Origin of the sequence: Meridianimarinicoccus aquatilis (assembly GCF_004358675.1) — a bacterium.
GTDB classification, from domain to species: Bacteria; Pseudomonadota; Alphaproteobacteria; order Rhodobacterales; family Rhodobacteraceae; genus Meridianimarinicoccus; species Meridianimarinicoccus aquatilis.
Genome location: NZ_SMZO01000012.1, coordinates 63,936 through 79,592, shown reverse-complemented (window position 1 = coordinate 79,592; position 15,657 = coordinate 63,936). Strand labels below are relative to the sequence as shown.

Below are 15,657 nucleotides of genomic sequence, written 5' to 3'. Positions count from 1 at the left end.
GCCGCATGGGCGGGCGCCAACCGGGGAGGAGCCCGAGATGACAGACCGACCCAATACGCCCCTGTTGGACCAGATCAACACACCCGCCGATATGAAGCGGTTATCTGATGCACAGCTGAGCCAGGTTGCAGACGAACTGCGCGCTGAGACGATCAGTGCCGTTTCCGTCACTGGCGGGCACCTGGGTGCGGGGTTGGGCGTGGTCGAATTGACCGTCGCTTTGCACGCCGTGTTCGACACCCCCCGCGACAAGGTGATCTGGGATGTGGGTCACCAATGCTACCCTCACAAGATCCTGACGGGTCGCCGTGACCGTATCCGCACCCTGCGCCAAAAGGGCGGGCTGTCCGGGTTCACCAAACGAGCCGAGTCGCCCTACGATCCGTTTGGCGCGGCGCATTCGTCGACGTCAATTTCTGCGGCGCTTGGATTTTCTGTGGCGCGGGACTTGGGCGGCGCACCGCCCGAGGGACTTGGCGATGCAATCGCGGTGATTGGCGATGGCGCCATGTCAGCGGGCATGGCGTTTGAGGCGCTGAACAATGCTGGTCACCTGAAGCGCCGTTTGATCGTAATCCTGAACGACAATGAAATGTCGATCGCGCCGCCGGTTGGGGCGCTGTCCTCGTACCTATCGCGGCTTTATGCCGGTGCGCCGTTCCAAGAGTTCAAATCAGCCGCCAAAGGTGCGGTCAGTCTTCTGCCGCCTCCGTTTCAAGAAGGCGCGCGCCGGGCCAAGGACATGCTCAAGCATCTGACCGTCGGCGGCACGATGTTCGAAGAGTTGGGCTTTTCCTATCTTGGCCCGATCGACGGGCATGACATGGACCAACTCTTGCCGGTTTTGCGCACCGTCAAGGAAAGGGCCACAGGCCCAATCCTGATCCACGCCATTACCCGTAAGGGCAAAGGGTATGCTCCCGCCGAAGACCGCGCCGACAAGGGGCATGCGACCGCCAAGTTTGATGTCGTCACAGGCGCGCAAAAAAAGGCACCGTCCAACGCGCCTAGTTATACACGCGTTTTTGCTGATGCATTGCTGGCCGAAGCTGCCGCTGATGACCGGATTGCGGCCGTGACTGCGGCCATGCCGGATGGCACCGGCCTGAACCTGTTTGCCGAACGCTATCCGTCTCGTTGCTTTGATGTGGGCATTGCGGAGCAGCATGGTGTGACCTTTGCCGCTGGTTTGGCGGCGGGTGGGCTGAAACCTTTCTGCGCCATGTACTCCACCTTCCTGCAGCGCGGCTATGATCAGGTGGTGCACGATGTTGCCATTCAACGCCTGCCCGTGCGGTTTGCAATTGACCGGGCTGGTCTTGTGGGGGCCGATGGCCCGACCCATGCCGGTGCGTTCGACATCGCGTTTCTTGCGAACCTGCCGGGGTTTGTCGTCATGGCTGCGGCTGACGAAGCTGAACTGACCCACATGGTGGCCACCGCAGCGGCCTATGATGATGGGCCAAGCGCCTTCCGGTTTCCGCGGGGCGAAGGTGTCGGCGTCGAAATGCCGGAACGCGGCGTGCCACTGGAAATTGGCAAGGGCCGGATGATCCGGCAGGGTAAGGGCGTTGCGATCCTGTCGTTCGGCGCGCGCTTGTCCGAAGTTGAAAAGGCGGCAGAGTCGCTTGCGGCACGGGGCATCACCCCGACTGTGGCTGATGCGCGCTTTGCCAAGCCGCTGGACCGTGACCTGATCTTGCAGCTTGCCGCCGATCACGAAGCGCTGATCACCGTGGAAGAGGGCGCAATCGGCGGTTTTGGCAGCCACGTCGCGCAACTTTTGGCGGATGAAGGCGTGTTTGATCGGGGCCTGAAATACCGTTCCATGGTCTTTCCGGACATATTCATTGACCAAGCTGGCCCCGCCGACATGTACGCGGTTGCAGGCATGAACGCCGAAGATATCGAAGCCAAAGTGCTGGATGTGCTGGGCGTGGAACGCCTCGGCGCGGCGAGGGGATAGCGGACGCGTGGCAATTCCAGATTATGAATCGCTCATGCGCACTGTCTTGCAGGCCTTTGCTGATGGCGCGCGGAACGTTTCGGAAGTGCTCCCAACAGTTCAATCCCAGTTCGAAATAACCGATGAAGAGGCCGCCGAACTGCTTCCAAGTGGCCGGGTTACGATCATCGCCAGCCGTGTCCACTGGGCGCGTACCTATCTGTCGAAGGCCGATCTTCTTACGTCGCCCAAGCGAAACCTCCACGTCATCACACAACGGGGGCGGGAGCTTTTGCAGCAATGTCCCGACCGGATCGACAATGAGGTCCTGACGCAGTTCGACGGCTTTAAGACTTGGAAAGAGCGGTCTCAAGCGCCTGCCGACGGGGACACGGGCCTTCCGGTAAATGACACTCTGTCAAAAAGTTCGATCAATAAGACCTCTCTGACGCCTGAAGAGGTCATCGCGACTGCCGCCCGCACCATAGAAGCCGAGCTTTCTGATGCTTTGTTGCAAGAAGTTCTTGGTCTTTCTCCGACCCGCTTTGAGCGCCTGATCCTCGATCTGCTCCGCGCCATGGGTTACGGTGGTGGCGCCGACTCCATGTACCGCGAAACGGCGCAATCGGGTGATGGCGGTATTGACGGGATCATCGACGAAGATGCGCTTGGTCTTGATGCCGTCTATATTCAGGCAAAACGCTACGCCCCGGAAAACAAGATCGGGCGGGAAGCATTGCAGGCATTCATCGGGTCGTTGACAGGGGAAGGCGCGTCCAAAGGCGTCTTTGTGACCACTTCGGACTTCTCTAAGCCAGCCCGGGATTATGTGCACAGAGTGCAGCAGCGTGTCGTTTTGATAAACGGCGACCGACTTGCGCGGCTGATGATTGCGCATGAAGTCGGCGTGCGAGCGCGGCAAGTCTATGTGATCCGCTCGGTGGACGAAGATTACTTCGCAGAGTGAACCCGAAAAAGTCTATCGAACCGCCGCTGCTGTCGTGGTGCGTTCGGATTCAGGATCAAAGGCCCTGACCTGCCCCCCGATACGCGCAAGGGTCTGGCACTGCCAGACCCCGCAACCCGCGCACTCGTCACCCGCCACATGTTTGGCAGGGTCAGGTCTATCCGTAGTTTGTAACGGACGTCTTAAGGCGCCGTACCTGTTATGCTGACATTTTTCATCAGATGCCGGGGACAAGTGGCACGCCACAAGCCGACAGCGTTGCCAAAAGGGATAGGATCAGAACTGCTCGCATCGTTTTTCCTTTCATTGTTCCGAAAAGCCTAGCGGCATTCGACCCTGCTGGAAAGCTCTTGCACGGCTTCTCAGCTTTGCAGGCTCTTGACCCCGATTTCGCGTTCACCCCGTGCCTTCATCGCAAGGGCGGCCGCGTGCGAAGCAGCAAGCGTTGTAAAATACGGAATGCGATCCATAAGCGCCACATTGCGCATGGACCGGCTGTCTTCCACCGCTTGCGCTCCTTCGGTCGTGTTCATGACCAATGTGATGCTACCATCTTTCATCACATCAACGATGTTCGGGCGTCCCTCGTAGACCTTGTTCACACGTGTCGATTCGACGTCGTGTTCTGCAAGGAAGGCGCGAGTGCCTTCAGTGGCAAGAATGCTGAACCCGATCTCACGAAGCGTGCGCGCCGTTTCCACAAGTTGCGCGGTCTTGTCTTCCGGTTTGATCGACAGGAACACCGTGCCAGACGTCGGCAATTCCGTTCCGGCTCCCATCTGGGCTTTCAGAAAGGCGAGATGGAAATCTGCGTCCGATCCCATGACTTCGCCGGTCGAGCGCATTTCCGGCCCAAGCAGGGTATCGACACCTTGGAAACGGGCAAAGGGAAGAACCGCTTCCTTCACTGCAAAACGGTCGGTCGGCATTGCGGGAATGTCGAAATTGGTCAGCTTCTCTCCGGCCATCAAGCGGGCAGCGATTGCAGCAATCGGGGCCCCGACGGCCTTTGCGACGAACGGCACGGTACGCGAGGCGCGCGGGTTGACTTCGATGAGGTATATATCGCCGTCTTTGACAGCGAATTGTACGTTCATCAGCCCGACAACCCCAAGGCTGAGCGCAAGCGCGCGTGTCTGCTGCTCGATCCCGGCGATGATGTCCGCAGGCAGCGAGTAAGGCGGCAACGAACAGGCGCTGTCGCCAGAATGCACGCCAGCTTCTTCGATGTGCTGCATGATCCCCGCCACATGGACATCGACCCCGTCGCACAGCGCATCGACATCGACTTCGACTGCGCCAGACAGATAGCTATCGAGCAAAACCGGCGATGAGCCGGACACAACAACCGCCTCAGCGATGTAGCGTTCCAGATGCGCGGTGTCGCGGACAATTTCCATCGCTCGGCCACCCAGAACATAAGAGGGTCGGATCACCAGAGGGTAGCCGATCTCTTCGGCGGCGGCCATGGCTTGCGCATCGGTGGAGGCAATGGCGTTGTGGGGCTGCTTGAGCTCAAGCTTGTTCACAAGGCTCTGGAAACGTTCCCGGTCTTCTGCAAGGTCGATGGCGTCCGGTGTCGTGCCAAGGATCGGGATGTTCGCGGCCTCAAGCGCGCGCGCCAATTTCAGCGGCGTTTGGCCGCCGAATTGCACGATCACGCCGTGCAACGTTCCTTTGGATTGTTCCACCCGCAGGATTTCCATCACGTGCTCAAAGGTCAGCGGTTCAAAATACAGCCGATCTGACGTGTCATAGTCGGTGCTGACCGTCTCCGGGTTGCAGTTGACCATGATGGTTTCATAGCCCGCTTCGGTCAGCGCATAGCAGGCGTGACAGCAGCAGTAATCAAACTCGATCCCCTGACCGATCCGGTTGGGACCACCACCAAGGATCACGACCTTCTTGCGGTCGCTTGGGCGCGCTTCGCACTCCACATCGCCCATGACGGGGCTTTCATATGTGGAATACATGTACGGAGTTTGCGCTTCGAATTCGGCGGCGCAGGTATCGATCCGCTTGAAAACAGCGTTTACGCCAAGATTGTGGCGCGCGCGGCGGACCTGGTCTTCGTCGCGGCCCGTCAGGTGCCCAAGTCGCGCGTCAGTGAAGCCCAGCATCTTAAGCTGTCTCAGCCCGGTTGCGTCCAGTGGCAGGCCGTCTCTTCGGATTTGCGCCTCGGCATCGATGATTTCGCGGATACGGTCAAGGAACCATGGATCAAACGCTGTGGCCCCCTGAATCTCTTCGTTACTCAGGCCATGGCGCATGGCTTGGGCGATAAGGCGGATGCGGTCCGGGGTTTGTTGACTGATTGCCTTGATGACGGCTGCGTGGCGCGTTGCATCGTCTTCTGCGCCCGGAATTTCAATGTCGTCAAAGCCGGTCAGGCCGGTTTCCATCGAAGCCAGCGCTTTTTGCATGCTCTCGTGGAACGTGCGGCCAACGGCCATCGCTTCGCCCACAGACTTCATGGCCGTGGAAAGTTCAGCCGTGGCGCCGGGGAATTTTTCAAAAGCAAAACGCGGGATCTTGGTGACAACGTAATCGATTGTCGGCTCAAAGCTGGCAGGCGTCACGCCTGTGATGTCGTTGTCCAGTTCATCCAGTGTGTACCCCACGGCCAGCTTGGCAGCGATTTTCGCGATGGGGAAGCCAGTGGCCTTGGAGGCCAGAGCCGAAGACCGCGACACGCGCGGGTTCATCTCGATCACAACCATACGGCCGTTTTCCGGATTGATCGCCCACTGAACGTTTGATCCTCCGGTCTCGACGCCGATTTCGCGCAACACAGCGATGGAGCCGTTGCGCATGATCTGGTATTCTTTGTCCGTCAGCGTCAGCGCCGGGGCTACCGTGATGCTGTCGCCAGTATGCACGCCCATTGGGTCGACGTTTTCGATGGAACAAACGATGATGCAATTGTCCGCCTTGTCGCGCACAACTTCCATCTCGAATTCTTTCCAGCCAAGCAGCGACTCGTCGATCAGGATCTGACCCACGGGCGACGCATCAAGGCCGGTCCGGCAGAAGTATTCATAATCTTCGCGGTTATACGCCACGCCGCCGCCGGTGCCGCCCAGCGTGAAGGCCGGGCGGATGATCGCCGGAAGCCCCACTGTTTCAAGGGCCGCCATACATTGATCCATGTCGGTGGCAATCGTAGCGACAGGGTTTTCAAGCCCGATCCGGTCCATCGCCTCACGGAACAGCTTCCGATCTTCGGCCATTTCGATGGCTTCGCGGTTCGCGCCAATCAGCTCGACGTTGAATTTTTCGAGAATGCCCATGTCCGCAAGACTCAAAGCTGTGTTCAGGCCGGTTTGTCCGCCCATCGTCGGCAACAACGCGTCGGGCCGTTCCTTTTCGATGATCTTGGCAACGACTTCAGGCGTGATCGGTTCGATATACGTCGCGTCGGCCAGGCCCGGATCTGTCATGATCGTCGCTGGATTGGAGTTTACAAGAATGACGCGATAGCCTTCTTCGCGTAGCGCCTTACAGGCTTGTGCGCCCGAATAGTCGAATTCGCAGGCCTGCCCGATGATGATGGGTCCCGCGCCGATAATCATGATGGAGGAGAGGTCGGTACGTTTGGGCATGGCGTCACTTTCTGACTCGGGAGCGGGCAAATCGTTGTGGCTTATAGTCAAGCGGTCGGGCCATGCAAGGGAATGTGGTCGACCAGACGTAAACGAAGGGGAGTGTCGTGGCGATTGACACCCATCCACGATGCCGTATGGGGCCTCTGTTTTGGCGGCGCAAGGCCGCAATCCTGCCAGAACTCTCTCAGAGTGGCGGGCTAAGTCCCGCGCCGTCACTTGGTGGGTGAAGCGTGCTTTTTCCAATCCGGCAGCGATGGCCATTGGTCGCAAACGCATGGAAACGATCGAGCGACAGTTGGCAACTGAATTTCCGGTCAAACTTCATGGCGGTACAAAAAAGGGGACGACCGAAGTCGCCCCCTGATCATCTTAATTTTGCTCAGATCAGGTTTCTTTGCGACGCAGACGCAGTGCGCTGATCAAGCCGACACCGGTCAAGAGAAGCGGAACGCTTGCTGGCAGCGGAACGGCGCCGGGGGTCGTGTCAGTGTCTTCGATTTCACCCAGTTTTGCCGCCGCGAAAGCGGTGAAGAACGTTGTCGGATTCGATGTGAAATCGGTAAGACTGAAAACCCCACCGGATGGAACGGCCGATGGGCCATATTCGGAGCCGCCGCCGCTTACGATGATATTGTTAAGGTAGCCAGCACCGTTGATGGCTGCACCCACTGCGGCGTAGTTTTCTGCGCCATCATCGTCTTCGTCGGTGATCAGAATGAACGATTTCACCGTGTTGTTGCGCCATGCAATGTCGGAAAACAGCGATCCACCGGGCAGGCCTGCTTCAAGTGCGTCTAGACCATTTTCTGTACCACCACTAACAGGCACGCTATTGATTGCTGTTTTCAGTGCGTTCACATCAGTTGTGATCGCCTGCTGGAGTGTTGGGGTGCCCAGAAAGCTCACCAGACCACCAGCAACCGAACCGGTGCGCGAATCGGATGTAAGAAGGTTGAAAAAGCTCTCGATGTTGTTGGCGAGGGTCGTGAACTCAGCGCCCATGGACCCACTGCTGTCGATGACAAAAAGAAGATCGACATCTTTTGTGGCAGCCGAAGCGCCGAAGCCAACAAACGAAGTGCATGCAGCAACTGTAGCCGCGATAAGGGTTTTCTTGAACATAGTGCCTCCATAAATAACAACATTGTTATTTATGAATGTGATACGAAAGTTCGTTCTCGATCAATAAAATTCCTAAAAATCAGTTAATACTATCGCATAAGATGAATTTCTTTCAGGATCTTCAACTGGGCCGTGTAAAACATAAAAAGGAGGCCTAATTGGCCCCCTTTTAATACAACTATAGGTTATTTTTGCTCAGCCTATTCCAATTAGCTGGCTTGTTTCAAAGCGCTTTAGATTCAGCCGCGCGAGTCGCCTTCGCGCGATTTCACAAACAGCGCCAAAACGATCAGCCCGGAACCGTTGAACAGCAACTCGACCCCAAGCAGTATCCCCAGCAGTGACAGGGATGCGGCGGCGAAGTTTGCAAGGATGTATCCAGCCAACAGAACGGACATCGCGCCTGATATTAGCATTGGCCAGAAATACTGCGTTTGCTTCATTGACCAAGCCAGTACCAACCGAAGCAAACCCCCTGCGAACAAAAGCACAGTGACAAGGGTTGCCAGCGAAATGGTACCTTCCAGAGGGTTGATCATGAAAGACAACCCCAGCAGCAGCGTGACGATGCCGAGCACGAGCGCCCATATCTTGTGACCGCCCTGTGTGCCAACCGCGAAGAAGATTTGCACCCCGCCCGCGATTGTCAAAAACAGACCCGTCACCAAAGTAACAGCGATCGACGCGGCAACCGCATTGCCAAGAGCGAGCAGTCCAAAAACCACAGACGCTATGCCGAGTAACAGCCATTTGGTCCAAATTGCCATATCAGGCGTCCTTTTCTGCGGGCCGCACTCAGGCCGGTTCGTTTTCGCGCGTCAACTCCCGAACGTCCGTCAAACGCCCAGTGATGGCTGCTGCAGCGGCCATTGCCGGGCTGAGCAGATGTGTCCGTCCACCGCGACCTTGGCGACCTTCGAAGTTGCGGTTCGATGTGGCTGCACACCGTTCGCCCGGCGCAAGCTGGTCGGGATTCATGGCAAGGCACATGGAACAGCCCGCAAGGCGCCATTCAAAGCCTGCATCGCGGAAGATGTCGGCAAGACCCTCTTCTTCGGCCTGAGCCCGCACAAGGCCCGACCCCGGCACAACCATGCCGCGCAGGCCTGGCTTGATCTTTTTGCCTTTGAGGATCGCGGCAGCCGCCCGCAAATCTTCAATCCGGCCGTTGGTGCACGATCCGATGAACACGGTGTCAATTTCCACCTCAGAAAGGGGCGTGCCCGGCTTGAGCCCCATGTAGTCGAGGGACCGGCGAACCGCGTCGACTTTGCCGCCGGTAAAGTCCTCGGGGTTGGGGACGGTCGCGGTGATCGGCAGCACGTCTTCGGGCGATGTGCCCCATGTTACAACGGGGGCGATATCTTCGCCCTTCAGCGTAACAACTTTATCCCAATGGGCATCATCATCGCTGAACAATGTCGCCCACCATGCCATCGCGGTATCCCAATCCTCGCCTTTGGGGGCATGGGGTCGGCCTTTGACATAGGCATAAGTCTTTTCGTCAGGGGCGATCAGACCAGCACGCGCGCCGCCTTCAATGGCCATGTTACAGACCGTCATGCGGCCTTCCATGGACAGATCACGGATCGCTTCACCGCAATATTCGATAACATAACCGGTGCCGCCGGCAGTGCCTGTGTGACCAATCACCGACAGGGTGATGTCCTTGGCGGTCACGCCGGGGCGCAGCTTGCCGGTGATCTCGACTTTCATGTTCTTGGACTTCTTTTGTATCAACGTCTGGGTTGCCAGAACGTGTTCCACTTCAGATGTCCCAATCCCGTGAGCCAACGCACCGAACGCACCATGTGTGGCTGTCGCCACAAACCACAGTCATGCCCGGCAGGGTCCAGCCTTGCTCCGGGCCGACAATGTGCACGATTCCCTGACGGATGTCGGACACCGGGTAGTAGTGGATGCCAAAGTCCTTGGCATTCGTGTCCAGGGCTTCCACCTGAATGCGGCTTTCGGCATTGGTGATCCCGTTCACGCGATCTTCGGTCGTCGGCACGTTATGGTCCGGCACGGCGATCGTTTTTTCCGGCGCGCGTACGGTGCGGCCGGTCATGCGCAAACCTTCAAAGGCCTGCGGGCTGGTCACTTCGTGAACCAGATGCCGGTCGATATACAAAAGGCTGGTGCCGTCTTCGGCTTCGTGCGCCAGATGCGCATCCCAAATTTTATCGTAGAGCGTCTTCGGGGCGGTCATGATGGTCCTCTCCCGGTGATGTGAATGAGCTGGCTAACAGGCTTGCGGACGCACGGAACTGGCGCCGCAGCCGTCATAGGCGGGCGGTCGCGGTCCGGGTTTGACCGTGAAACCGCCATGGAAGGCGGGCCCGGTCACCAATGTCGAACACGGGTGTCATGGCAGGGCACTTACCTGCTTGCCGCGCCGCAATCAAGCGTTGCGCTATCGCGGACCCTGCCCGGAAAGGTAAAAGTGATCCACGCCAGTCGCCTTGCCGTAGATAAATCGTAATCACGCAGCATAAGGGCAGCTGGACATGACCAAAGTGACACATGCCACTCATCTTGGACTGGCGGCGCTTTTGCTTGTTGCCGGCGTCGCCGCCGCATCGGAGGCTCGTTTGTACAAAGGGTACGAAACCCCGCCATACGAAATCCTGCACCGTGATGGGGCCATTGAGGTGCGCCAATACGCGCCGCATGTGGTGGCTGAAGTGGAAGTCGAGGGAAGTCGCCGGGGCGCTGTCTCCAAAGGGTTCCGTACATTGGCGGGGTACATCTTTGGTGGAAACGATCAATCCCAAAAGGTGTCGATGACGGCGCCCGTGGCACAAGTTCCGATGCAGGTGGATGGAACAGGCGCGCAAAACTGGAAAGTGCGGTTCACAATGCCGTCGCAATACGATGTCGCGACTTTGCCAAACCCCGATAACAGCGACATACGTTTTACGAAGGTCGAAACACAGAAGCAGGCGGTGATCCGCTTTTCCGGGTTTTGGAGCAATCGCAGCCTGACATCCAAGGCCGACGCGCTTCAGTCCTGGGCGCAAGCCGAGGAGCTGTCGCTGGACGGCGGGCCGACCTATTATTTCTACGACGACCCTTTCACACTGCCGTTTCATCGCCGCAACGAAGTGGCATTTGTTGTACGGTAAGTGTGTTTCGTCGGTGGATTGAGAAATGACCGACCGGGTGTTATATTGAAGTATCTCCTGTGATGCAGGTTTAAACTTTAATGGAGGACACTGTCCTGTCTAACTCAGCCCAGGCGGTCTCGGTCGGGTCCGCACCGTCGGCACCCGGTCACAGCACGGCCGACAACGCCCGAAGCGACCAAACACTTGCGCGCGTTCTGTCTTCTCTCTCAGACGACAAGGCCGAAGACATTGTGTCGATCGACCTGAGGGGGCGCACAGAAATGGCAGACTTCATGGTGATTGCATCTGGTCGGTCATCCCGTCAGGTCGGGTCCATGGCAGAAAAGCTGATCGAGCGACTCAAACAAGAGCTTGGCGTTCCGTGCAAGGTGGAGGGCAAGGATCAAGGCGATTGGGTCCTGATTGATGCCGGTGACGCGATCGTTCATCTGTTCCGCCCCGAAGTGCGTGAATTCTATCAGCTCGAAAAGATGTGGCAGACACCGGACGCAACCACGCGCTGACCGGCCTTCCGTCTTCCGCCTTTGATCGGCCATGTGACCCATGAAACTCACGCTATGCGCGGTGGGCCGTCTTCGGGCCGGTCCTGAACGCACTTTGTTCGACGACTATCAAACCCGGTTTGACCGGACGGGGCGGGCGCTTGGCCTTGGGCCTTTGTCGGTGTGCGAGGTAGAGGCAAAGAAAGGCGGCGGCGCAGCAGAAGAAGCGCGGCTGTTGGATCGCGTCGCGCCTGCGGGCGCTGTACGGGTGGCGCTGGATGAACGCGGCAAGGAAGTCGCATCGCCGCAGTTTGCCAAGTGGCTCGCCGATTGGCGCGATCAGGGGCGGGCTGACGTAGCATTGTTTATCGGTGGAGCTGACGGGTTCACGCCAGAGTTTCGAAATAGCTGTGACCGGCTTTTGTCGTTCGGGCCGATGGTCTGGCCGCATATGTTGGTTCGGGTCATGCTGGCCGAACAAGTCTATCGCGCCGCAAGTATCCTTGCCGGTAGCCCCTATCACCGCGCATGACGGTCTTGGGGCAAGCGAACGACGGTGGGGCGGGGATGACGATGCAACGACACCTATTTTCATTCGGGCACGGCTATTCGGCGCAGGCGCTATCGCGGTTACTGCTGCCGCAAGGCTGGAAAATCACGGGCACCACTCGCAGCGCGGACAAGGCAAAGCAGATGGCGGCGCAGGGAATTGTGGCCTTGCTGCCTGATGAGGATCTGACGTTGGCTTTACGAAGCGCAACACATCTTCTGATTTCCGCAGCACCAACAGAAGAGGGCGACCCGGCCATCGGTGCGCTGAACTCCACATTGCGGGAAATCGCCCCAGCTCTGTCATGGTGCGGGTATCTCTCGACTACGGGTGTTTACGGCGATCATCGCGGCGATTGGGTCACGGAAGAGACCCCGTTGACGCCAGCGACCCGGCGCGGGCGATTGCGGGTGATGGCCGAAGGTCTTTGGCGCGAGCTGGCGCGCGATACCGGTATGCCATTGCACATATTTCGTCTTGCCGGCATCTATGGCCCCGGCCGCGGGCCCTTTGCGAAGGTCAGGGCTGGAACGGCGCGGCAAATCATAAAGCCGGGCCAAGTGTTTAGCCGTATCCATGTAGAGGACATCGCACAGGTTCTTGCGGCGTCAATTGCTCGGCCGAACCCGGGTGCCGTCTACAATGTGTGCGATAATGATCCTGCCCCACCGCAAGACGTTCTGGCCCATGCAGCACGGCTTCTGGGGTGCCCTGAGCCGCCGCGTGAGAATTTTGAAACTGCGGATATGACCCCGATGGCGCGGAGCTTCTACGCTGAGAGCAAAAAGGTTGATAACGATCGAATGCTGCGAGAATTGGGCGTAACCTTGCGCTACCCAGATTATCGCAGTGGGCTCGCCGCGCTTTTGGCTGAGGAAGGCTGAGCAGCCAATCTAGCGCCGCACGGCCCGGTCCACTCCGGCTTGCGCTAGCCGCAGCACGACGATGAAGACCAGTCCAGATGCCCAGGTCGCCCCATAGAATACCAGCCGCGCAGAGAGTTCCATGTCGTTAAGAAACGGATATGGCAGGCCGTTGGTGATGGTCCCGACGGGTTGGTCATTCAACGGCTGAACGATGAACTCTGCCCAGCCCAGATAGGCCAACACCAAAACCCCGAGCCACAGGGCCGACGCGCCCATGCGCCGAAAGCCGCGCTTTATTGCCAAGACGTCAATCCATTGCAGGATTGGACCGAGCAGGTGCAGGTAGTATTCTCGCAACGGCACGATCACGTTCTCGCCGTTCACAAGCGCCGGGTCGGTGAAATAAAGCCGCCAGTACGAGACAACGACAATCATATTCAGCACTGCGGTGATCGATGCGAACACCGCGCCGCGATCATCTTGCCCGCCAAACCGACTGCTTAGCATCAGTGCCGCCGAGATCATGCTTGCGGTCAGCGCCCATATCGTCAGGTAGCGGAACTGCCAGCCGAATTCCGACATATTGCCAAGATCCTCGACGCCGGCGCGATCCACAAAAAAGATGACAGCGAGGAGCAAGACGACCCATCGAAAAGCAAGAACGGATCGGCGCATCATGGCGAAACTCCTTTAGGCTTGGCAAGGATGCCCACGGTGGCGTCTATTGTCCAGCGGCGGTCGGGGTCGAAGAAGCGCCTTTGCGCGGGTGAAATTCGGACGACAGCTGCCCGCCTTTGGCGTTTTCCGTTGCTGCAGTCCGGCTCTGGAAGAGTGAGTTTTCGCGTCGCGCAGTACGGGTCTGGGGCCTGATCCGCACTGGCGCAAGCCGTGCTTGGTCTGGACAATCGAGATACCGCCGTGGCACAGAAAACTGCTCCATATGTAGCTCAACAGAAAGCTTGCTCGGATGACAAAGCAGTATTGGTTGTTCAAGACTGAGCCGTCCACGTGGTCATGGCAGGATCAGGTGGCCAAGGGCGATGCAGGCGAAGAGTGGGATGGCGTGCGGAACTACCAAGCACGCAACTTCATGCGAAACATGGCGGTTGGCGACTTGGGGTTCTTCTACCTATCGCAACGCGACAAGGCCGTCGTCGGCATTGTGGAGGTGATCGCCGAGGCCCACCCGGACAGTACCAGTGAGGATGATCGTTGGGACTGTGTCGACATCAAAGCGATCGCCCCCTTTCCGGTTCATGTGACGCTTGATCAAATCAAAGCAGATGGGCGGCTATCGGACATGGTGCTGGTAAAAAACTCACGCCTATCTGTGCAACCGGTCACGGAAGAGGAGTGGCGCATCGTTTGCGCCTTGGGCGGCGTCACGGCTGAATAGCGCCGAAGGCGTGCGTTCCCAGTTCCCGATCGCCCCGCATACCTTCTGGAGAGGAGTCCGACCATTCGCTTTGAACGGGCGGCTGAGGGCAATCAGCCGATGACCCTGTTCCAGGGATAGATGGTCACATCGGCGAACAGGTCGGCCTTGGCATAGGGGTCGTTGTCTGCCCATGCCTGTGCGGCGTCGCCATCTTCCACATCAAGGATCAACAGTGAGCCCGCCATGTTGCCCTCTGCATCCAGCAGCGGGCCGGCCTGCGTCACCACACCAGAGCTCTTGATATAAGCGAGGTGGTCGTCTCGGTTGGCTTTGCGAACCTCCAGAGCGTTGGGTTTGTCATGGCAAAGCAGGGCATAGAGCATGGCGGTTTTCCTTTCGGTGTTAAATTGCAACCTCTGCCAAACGGCGCGAGGCTGCAAGCCCTCAGGCTTTGGGACCTTTGCGGCCTGATCCCAGCAAGGCGGGTGCGCGGTCGTCCAGCGGCCATCGTGGACGAGCGGACAAGTCAAACCCATCGCGCTGCCCATTTCCGAAAGCCTCCAGCCCGGCGAACGCGATCATGGCGGCATTATCCGTGCACAGATTCAGCGGCGGCGCGCAAAACTCCGCTCCGGCGGTGTCGGCGACCTGCGACAGTCGGCTTCGCAGTGCGCCGTTGGCGGCCACACCGCCTGCTACTGCGAGTGCGGGTCTTTCTGGCGTCAGCGATAGATAGTTCAGCATCGCGCGGCGGGTTTTTTCGGCCAAGACATCCGCAACTGCAGCCTGAAATCCGGCGCACAAGTGCGCCACATCGGCCTCTCGCAAGCCGTGCTGATCCGCCACCAGCTTGTCGCGCGTGCGCAAAACAGCTGTTTTCAGCCCAGAGAAAGACAGATCACATCCCGGCCGGTCCAGCAAAGGCCGCGGAAAGGCGAAGCGCGCTGCATCGCCCGACCGGGCCGCCCCCTCAACCGAGGGGCCGCCCGGCTGCGCAAGCCCCAAGAGACGGGCCACCTTGTCAAACGCCTCTCCCGGGGCGTCGTCGATTGTGCCGCCAAGGCGCGAAAACCGATCAACGGCTTCGACAATCAAGAACTGGCAATGACCACCAGAGACCAGCAGCATCAGGTATGGAAACGGCAGCCCATTGGTCAGTCGTGGTGTCAGCGCATGCCCGGCAAGATGGTTTACCCCGACCAATGGCAAACCAGCCCCCGCCGCCAGCCCCTTTGCGCACATGACACCTGACAAAACGCCGCCGATCAGACCCGGCCCCGCCGTAACGGCGATCAAATCCACGTCACGAAGGCCCATCCCCGCAGTGGACAGGGCTTGCTCAACTGCGATGTCTATCTTCTCGGCATGGGCGCGGGCGGCTAGTTCGGGAACCACGCCGCCAAACGCGGCATGTAACTCTGCCTGCCCGATTACCACGTTTGACAGGATCTCTGCCGTGCCGTCTGGACGCTTGTGCACAATCGCTGCGCCGGTGTCGTCACAGCTGCTTTCCAGCCCAAGAACTGTCAGGGTTTGCGCCATCGGATCCATCGTCTCAAGGGTCAGGGCATTGTTTACATGGTCGTACGGGGCTACCACCGGGGTACTGCA

At 58.7% G+C, this 15,657-nt stretch carries 14 protein-coding genes and 1 pseudogene; 8 read left to right on the top strand and 7 right to left on the bottom strand.

What is annotated here, in order from left to right; translation table 11 throughout:
* Positions 1 to 37 precede the first annotated feature (37 nt).
* Together dxs and E2L05_RS07415 are read left to right on the top strand one after the other, a co-directional pair.
* Positions 38 to 1,966, top strand: coding sequence for a 1-deoxy-D-xylulose-5-phosphate synthase (gene dxs / locus E2L05_RS07420; protein ID WP_133342288.1), 1,929 nt, complete (start codon positions 38 to 40; stop codon positions 1,964 to 1,966).
* A 34-nt stretch (positions 1,967 to 2,000) separates the two neighbouring features.
* A complete protein-coding gene (locus E2L05_RS07415) occupies positions 2,001 to 2,912 on the top strand; it encodes a restriction endonuclease (RefSeq protein WP_165971708.1) in 912 nt (303 codons plus the stop codon).
* 362 nt (positions 2,913 to 3,274) lie between these two features.
* On the opposite strand, the gene carB is transcribed toward E2L05_RS07415, so the two are convergent.
* From carB to leuC, 4 genes and pseudogenes are all read right to left on the bottom strand, one after another.
* Positions 3,275 to 6,514: a carbamoyl-phosphate synthase large subunit gene (carB, locus tag E2L05_RS07410; protein ID WP_133342286.1), complete on the bottom strand. Its 3,240-nt coding sequence runs from the start codon at positions 6,512 to 6,514 to the stop codon at positions 3,275 to 3,277.
* A 387-nt stretch (positions 6,515 to 6,901) separates the two neighbouring features.
* The gene (locus E2L05_RS07405; protein ID WP_133342285.1) at positions 6,902 to 7,639 is read right to left on the bottom strand and encodes a VWA domain-containing protein; all 738 of its coding nucleotides are present in this window, start codon (positions 7,637 to 7,639) and stop codon (positions 6,902 to 6,904) included.
* A 239-nt stretch (positions 7,640 to 7,878) separates the two neighbouring features.
* Positions 7,879 to 8,406 (bottom strand): HdeD family acid-resistance protein, encoded by a 528-nt coding sequence (locus tag E2L05_RS07400; protein WP_133342284.1) that lies wholly within the window; start codon positions 8,404 to 8,406, stop codon positions 7,879 to 7,881.
* Between the two features lie 28 nt (positions 8,407 to 8,434).
* A pseudogene (leuC, locus tag E2L05_RS07395) lies at positions 8,435 to 9,851 on the bottom strand (3-isopropylmalate dehydratase large subunit).
* Between the two features lie 24 nt (positions 9,852 to 9,875).
* Between leuC and E2L05_RS20720 the strand changes: the two are divergent.
* The 5 genes from E2L05_RS20720 to E2L05_RS07370 all read left to right on the top strand — a co-directional run bounded on the left by E2L05_RS20720 (position 9,876) and on the right by E2L05_RS07370 (position 12,686).
* A complete protein-coding gene (locus tag E2L05_RS20720) occupies positions 9,876 to 10,124 on the top strand; it encodes a hypothetical protein (RefSeq protein ID WP_165971707.1) in 249 nt (82 codons plus the stop codon).
* Positions 10,125 to 10,149: 25 nt separating this feature from the next.
* Positions 10,150 to 10,767 (top strand): SOUL family heme-binding protein, encoded by a 618-nt coding sequence (locus E2L05_RS07385; protein WP_133342282.1) that lies wholly within the window; start codon positions 10,150 to 10,152, stop codon positions 10,765 to 10,767.
* A gap of 80 nt (positions 10,768 to 10,847) precedes the next feature.
* Positions 10,848 to 11,273 (top strand): ribosome silencing factor, encoded by a 426-nt coding sequence (gene rsfS, locus E2L05_RS07380; protein ID WP_133342281.1) that lies wholly within the window; start codon positions 10,848 to 10,850, stop codon positions 11,271 to 11,273.
* A gap of 40 nt (positions 11,274 to 11,313) precedes the next feature.
* Positions 11,314 to 11,784, top strand: coding sequence for a 23S rRNA (pseudouridine(1915)-N(3))-methyltransferase RlmH (rlmH, locus tag E2L05_RS07375; RefSeq protein ID WP_133342280.1), 471 nt, complete (start codon positions 11,314 to 11,316; stop codon positions 11,782 to 11,784).
* 41 nt (positions 11,785 to 11,825) lie between these two features.
* Positions 11,826 to 12,686 carry an SDR family oxidoreductase gene (locus tag E2L05_RS07370; protein WP_133342279.1) on the top strand — a complete coding sequence of 287 codons (861 nt, stop codon included), beginning with the start codon at positions 11,826 to 11,828 and terminating at the stop codon, positions 12,684 to 12,686.
* Positions 12,687 to 12,695: 9 nt separating this feature from the next.
* Here E2L05_RS07370 and E2L05_RS07365 read toward each other — a convergent pair whose 3' ends face one another.
* Positions 12,696 to 13,346 carry a hypothetical protein gene (locus tag E2L05_RS07365; RefSeq protein ID WP_133342278.1) on the bottom strand — a complete coding sequence of 217 codons (651 nt, stop codon included), beginning with the start codon at positions 13,344 to 13,346 and terminating at the stop codon, positions 12,696 to 12,698.
* A 289-nt stretch (positions 13,347 to 13,635) separates the two neighbouring features.
* On the opposite strand from E2L05_RS07365, the gene E2L05_RS07360 reads away from it, so the two are divergent.
* Entirely contained in the window at positions 13,636 to 14,064 is a 429-nt protein-coding gene (locus E2L05_RS07360; protein WP_133342277.1) for an EVE domain-containing protein, read from the top strand.
* A 92-nt stretch (positions 14,065 to 14,156) separates the two neighbouring features.
* Here the strand turns inward: E2L05_RS07360 and E2L05_RS07355 are convergent, their stop codons facing one another.
* Both E2L05_RS07355 and tsaD read right to left on the bottom strand, forming a co-directional pair.
* A complete protein-coding gene (locus E2L05_RS07355) occupies positions 14,157 to 14,429 on the bottom strand; it encodes a YciI family protein (RefSeq protein WP_133342276.1) in 273 nt (90 codons plus the stop codon).
* 61 nt (positions 14,430 to 14,490) lie between these two features.
* Positions 14,491 to 15,588 carry a tRNA (adenosine(37)-N6)-threonylcarbamoyltransferase complex transferase subunit TsaD gene (gene tsaD, locus E2L05_RS07350; protein WP_133342311.1) on the bottom strand — a complete coding sequence of 366 codons (1,098 nt, stop codon included), beginning with the start codon at positions 15,586 to 15,588 and terminating at the stop codon, positions 14,491 to 14,493.
* Between the last annotated feature and the right edge of the window lie 69 nt (positions 15,589 to 15,657).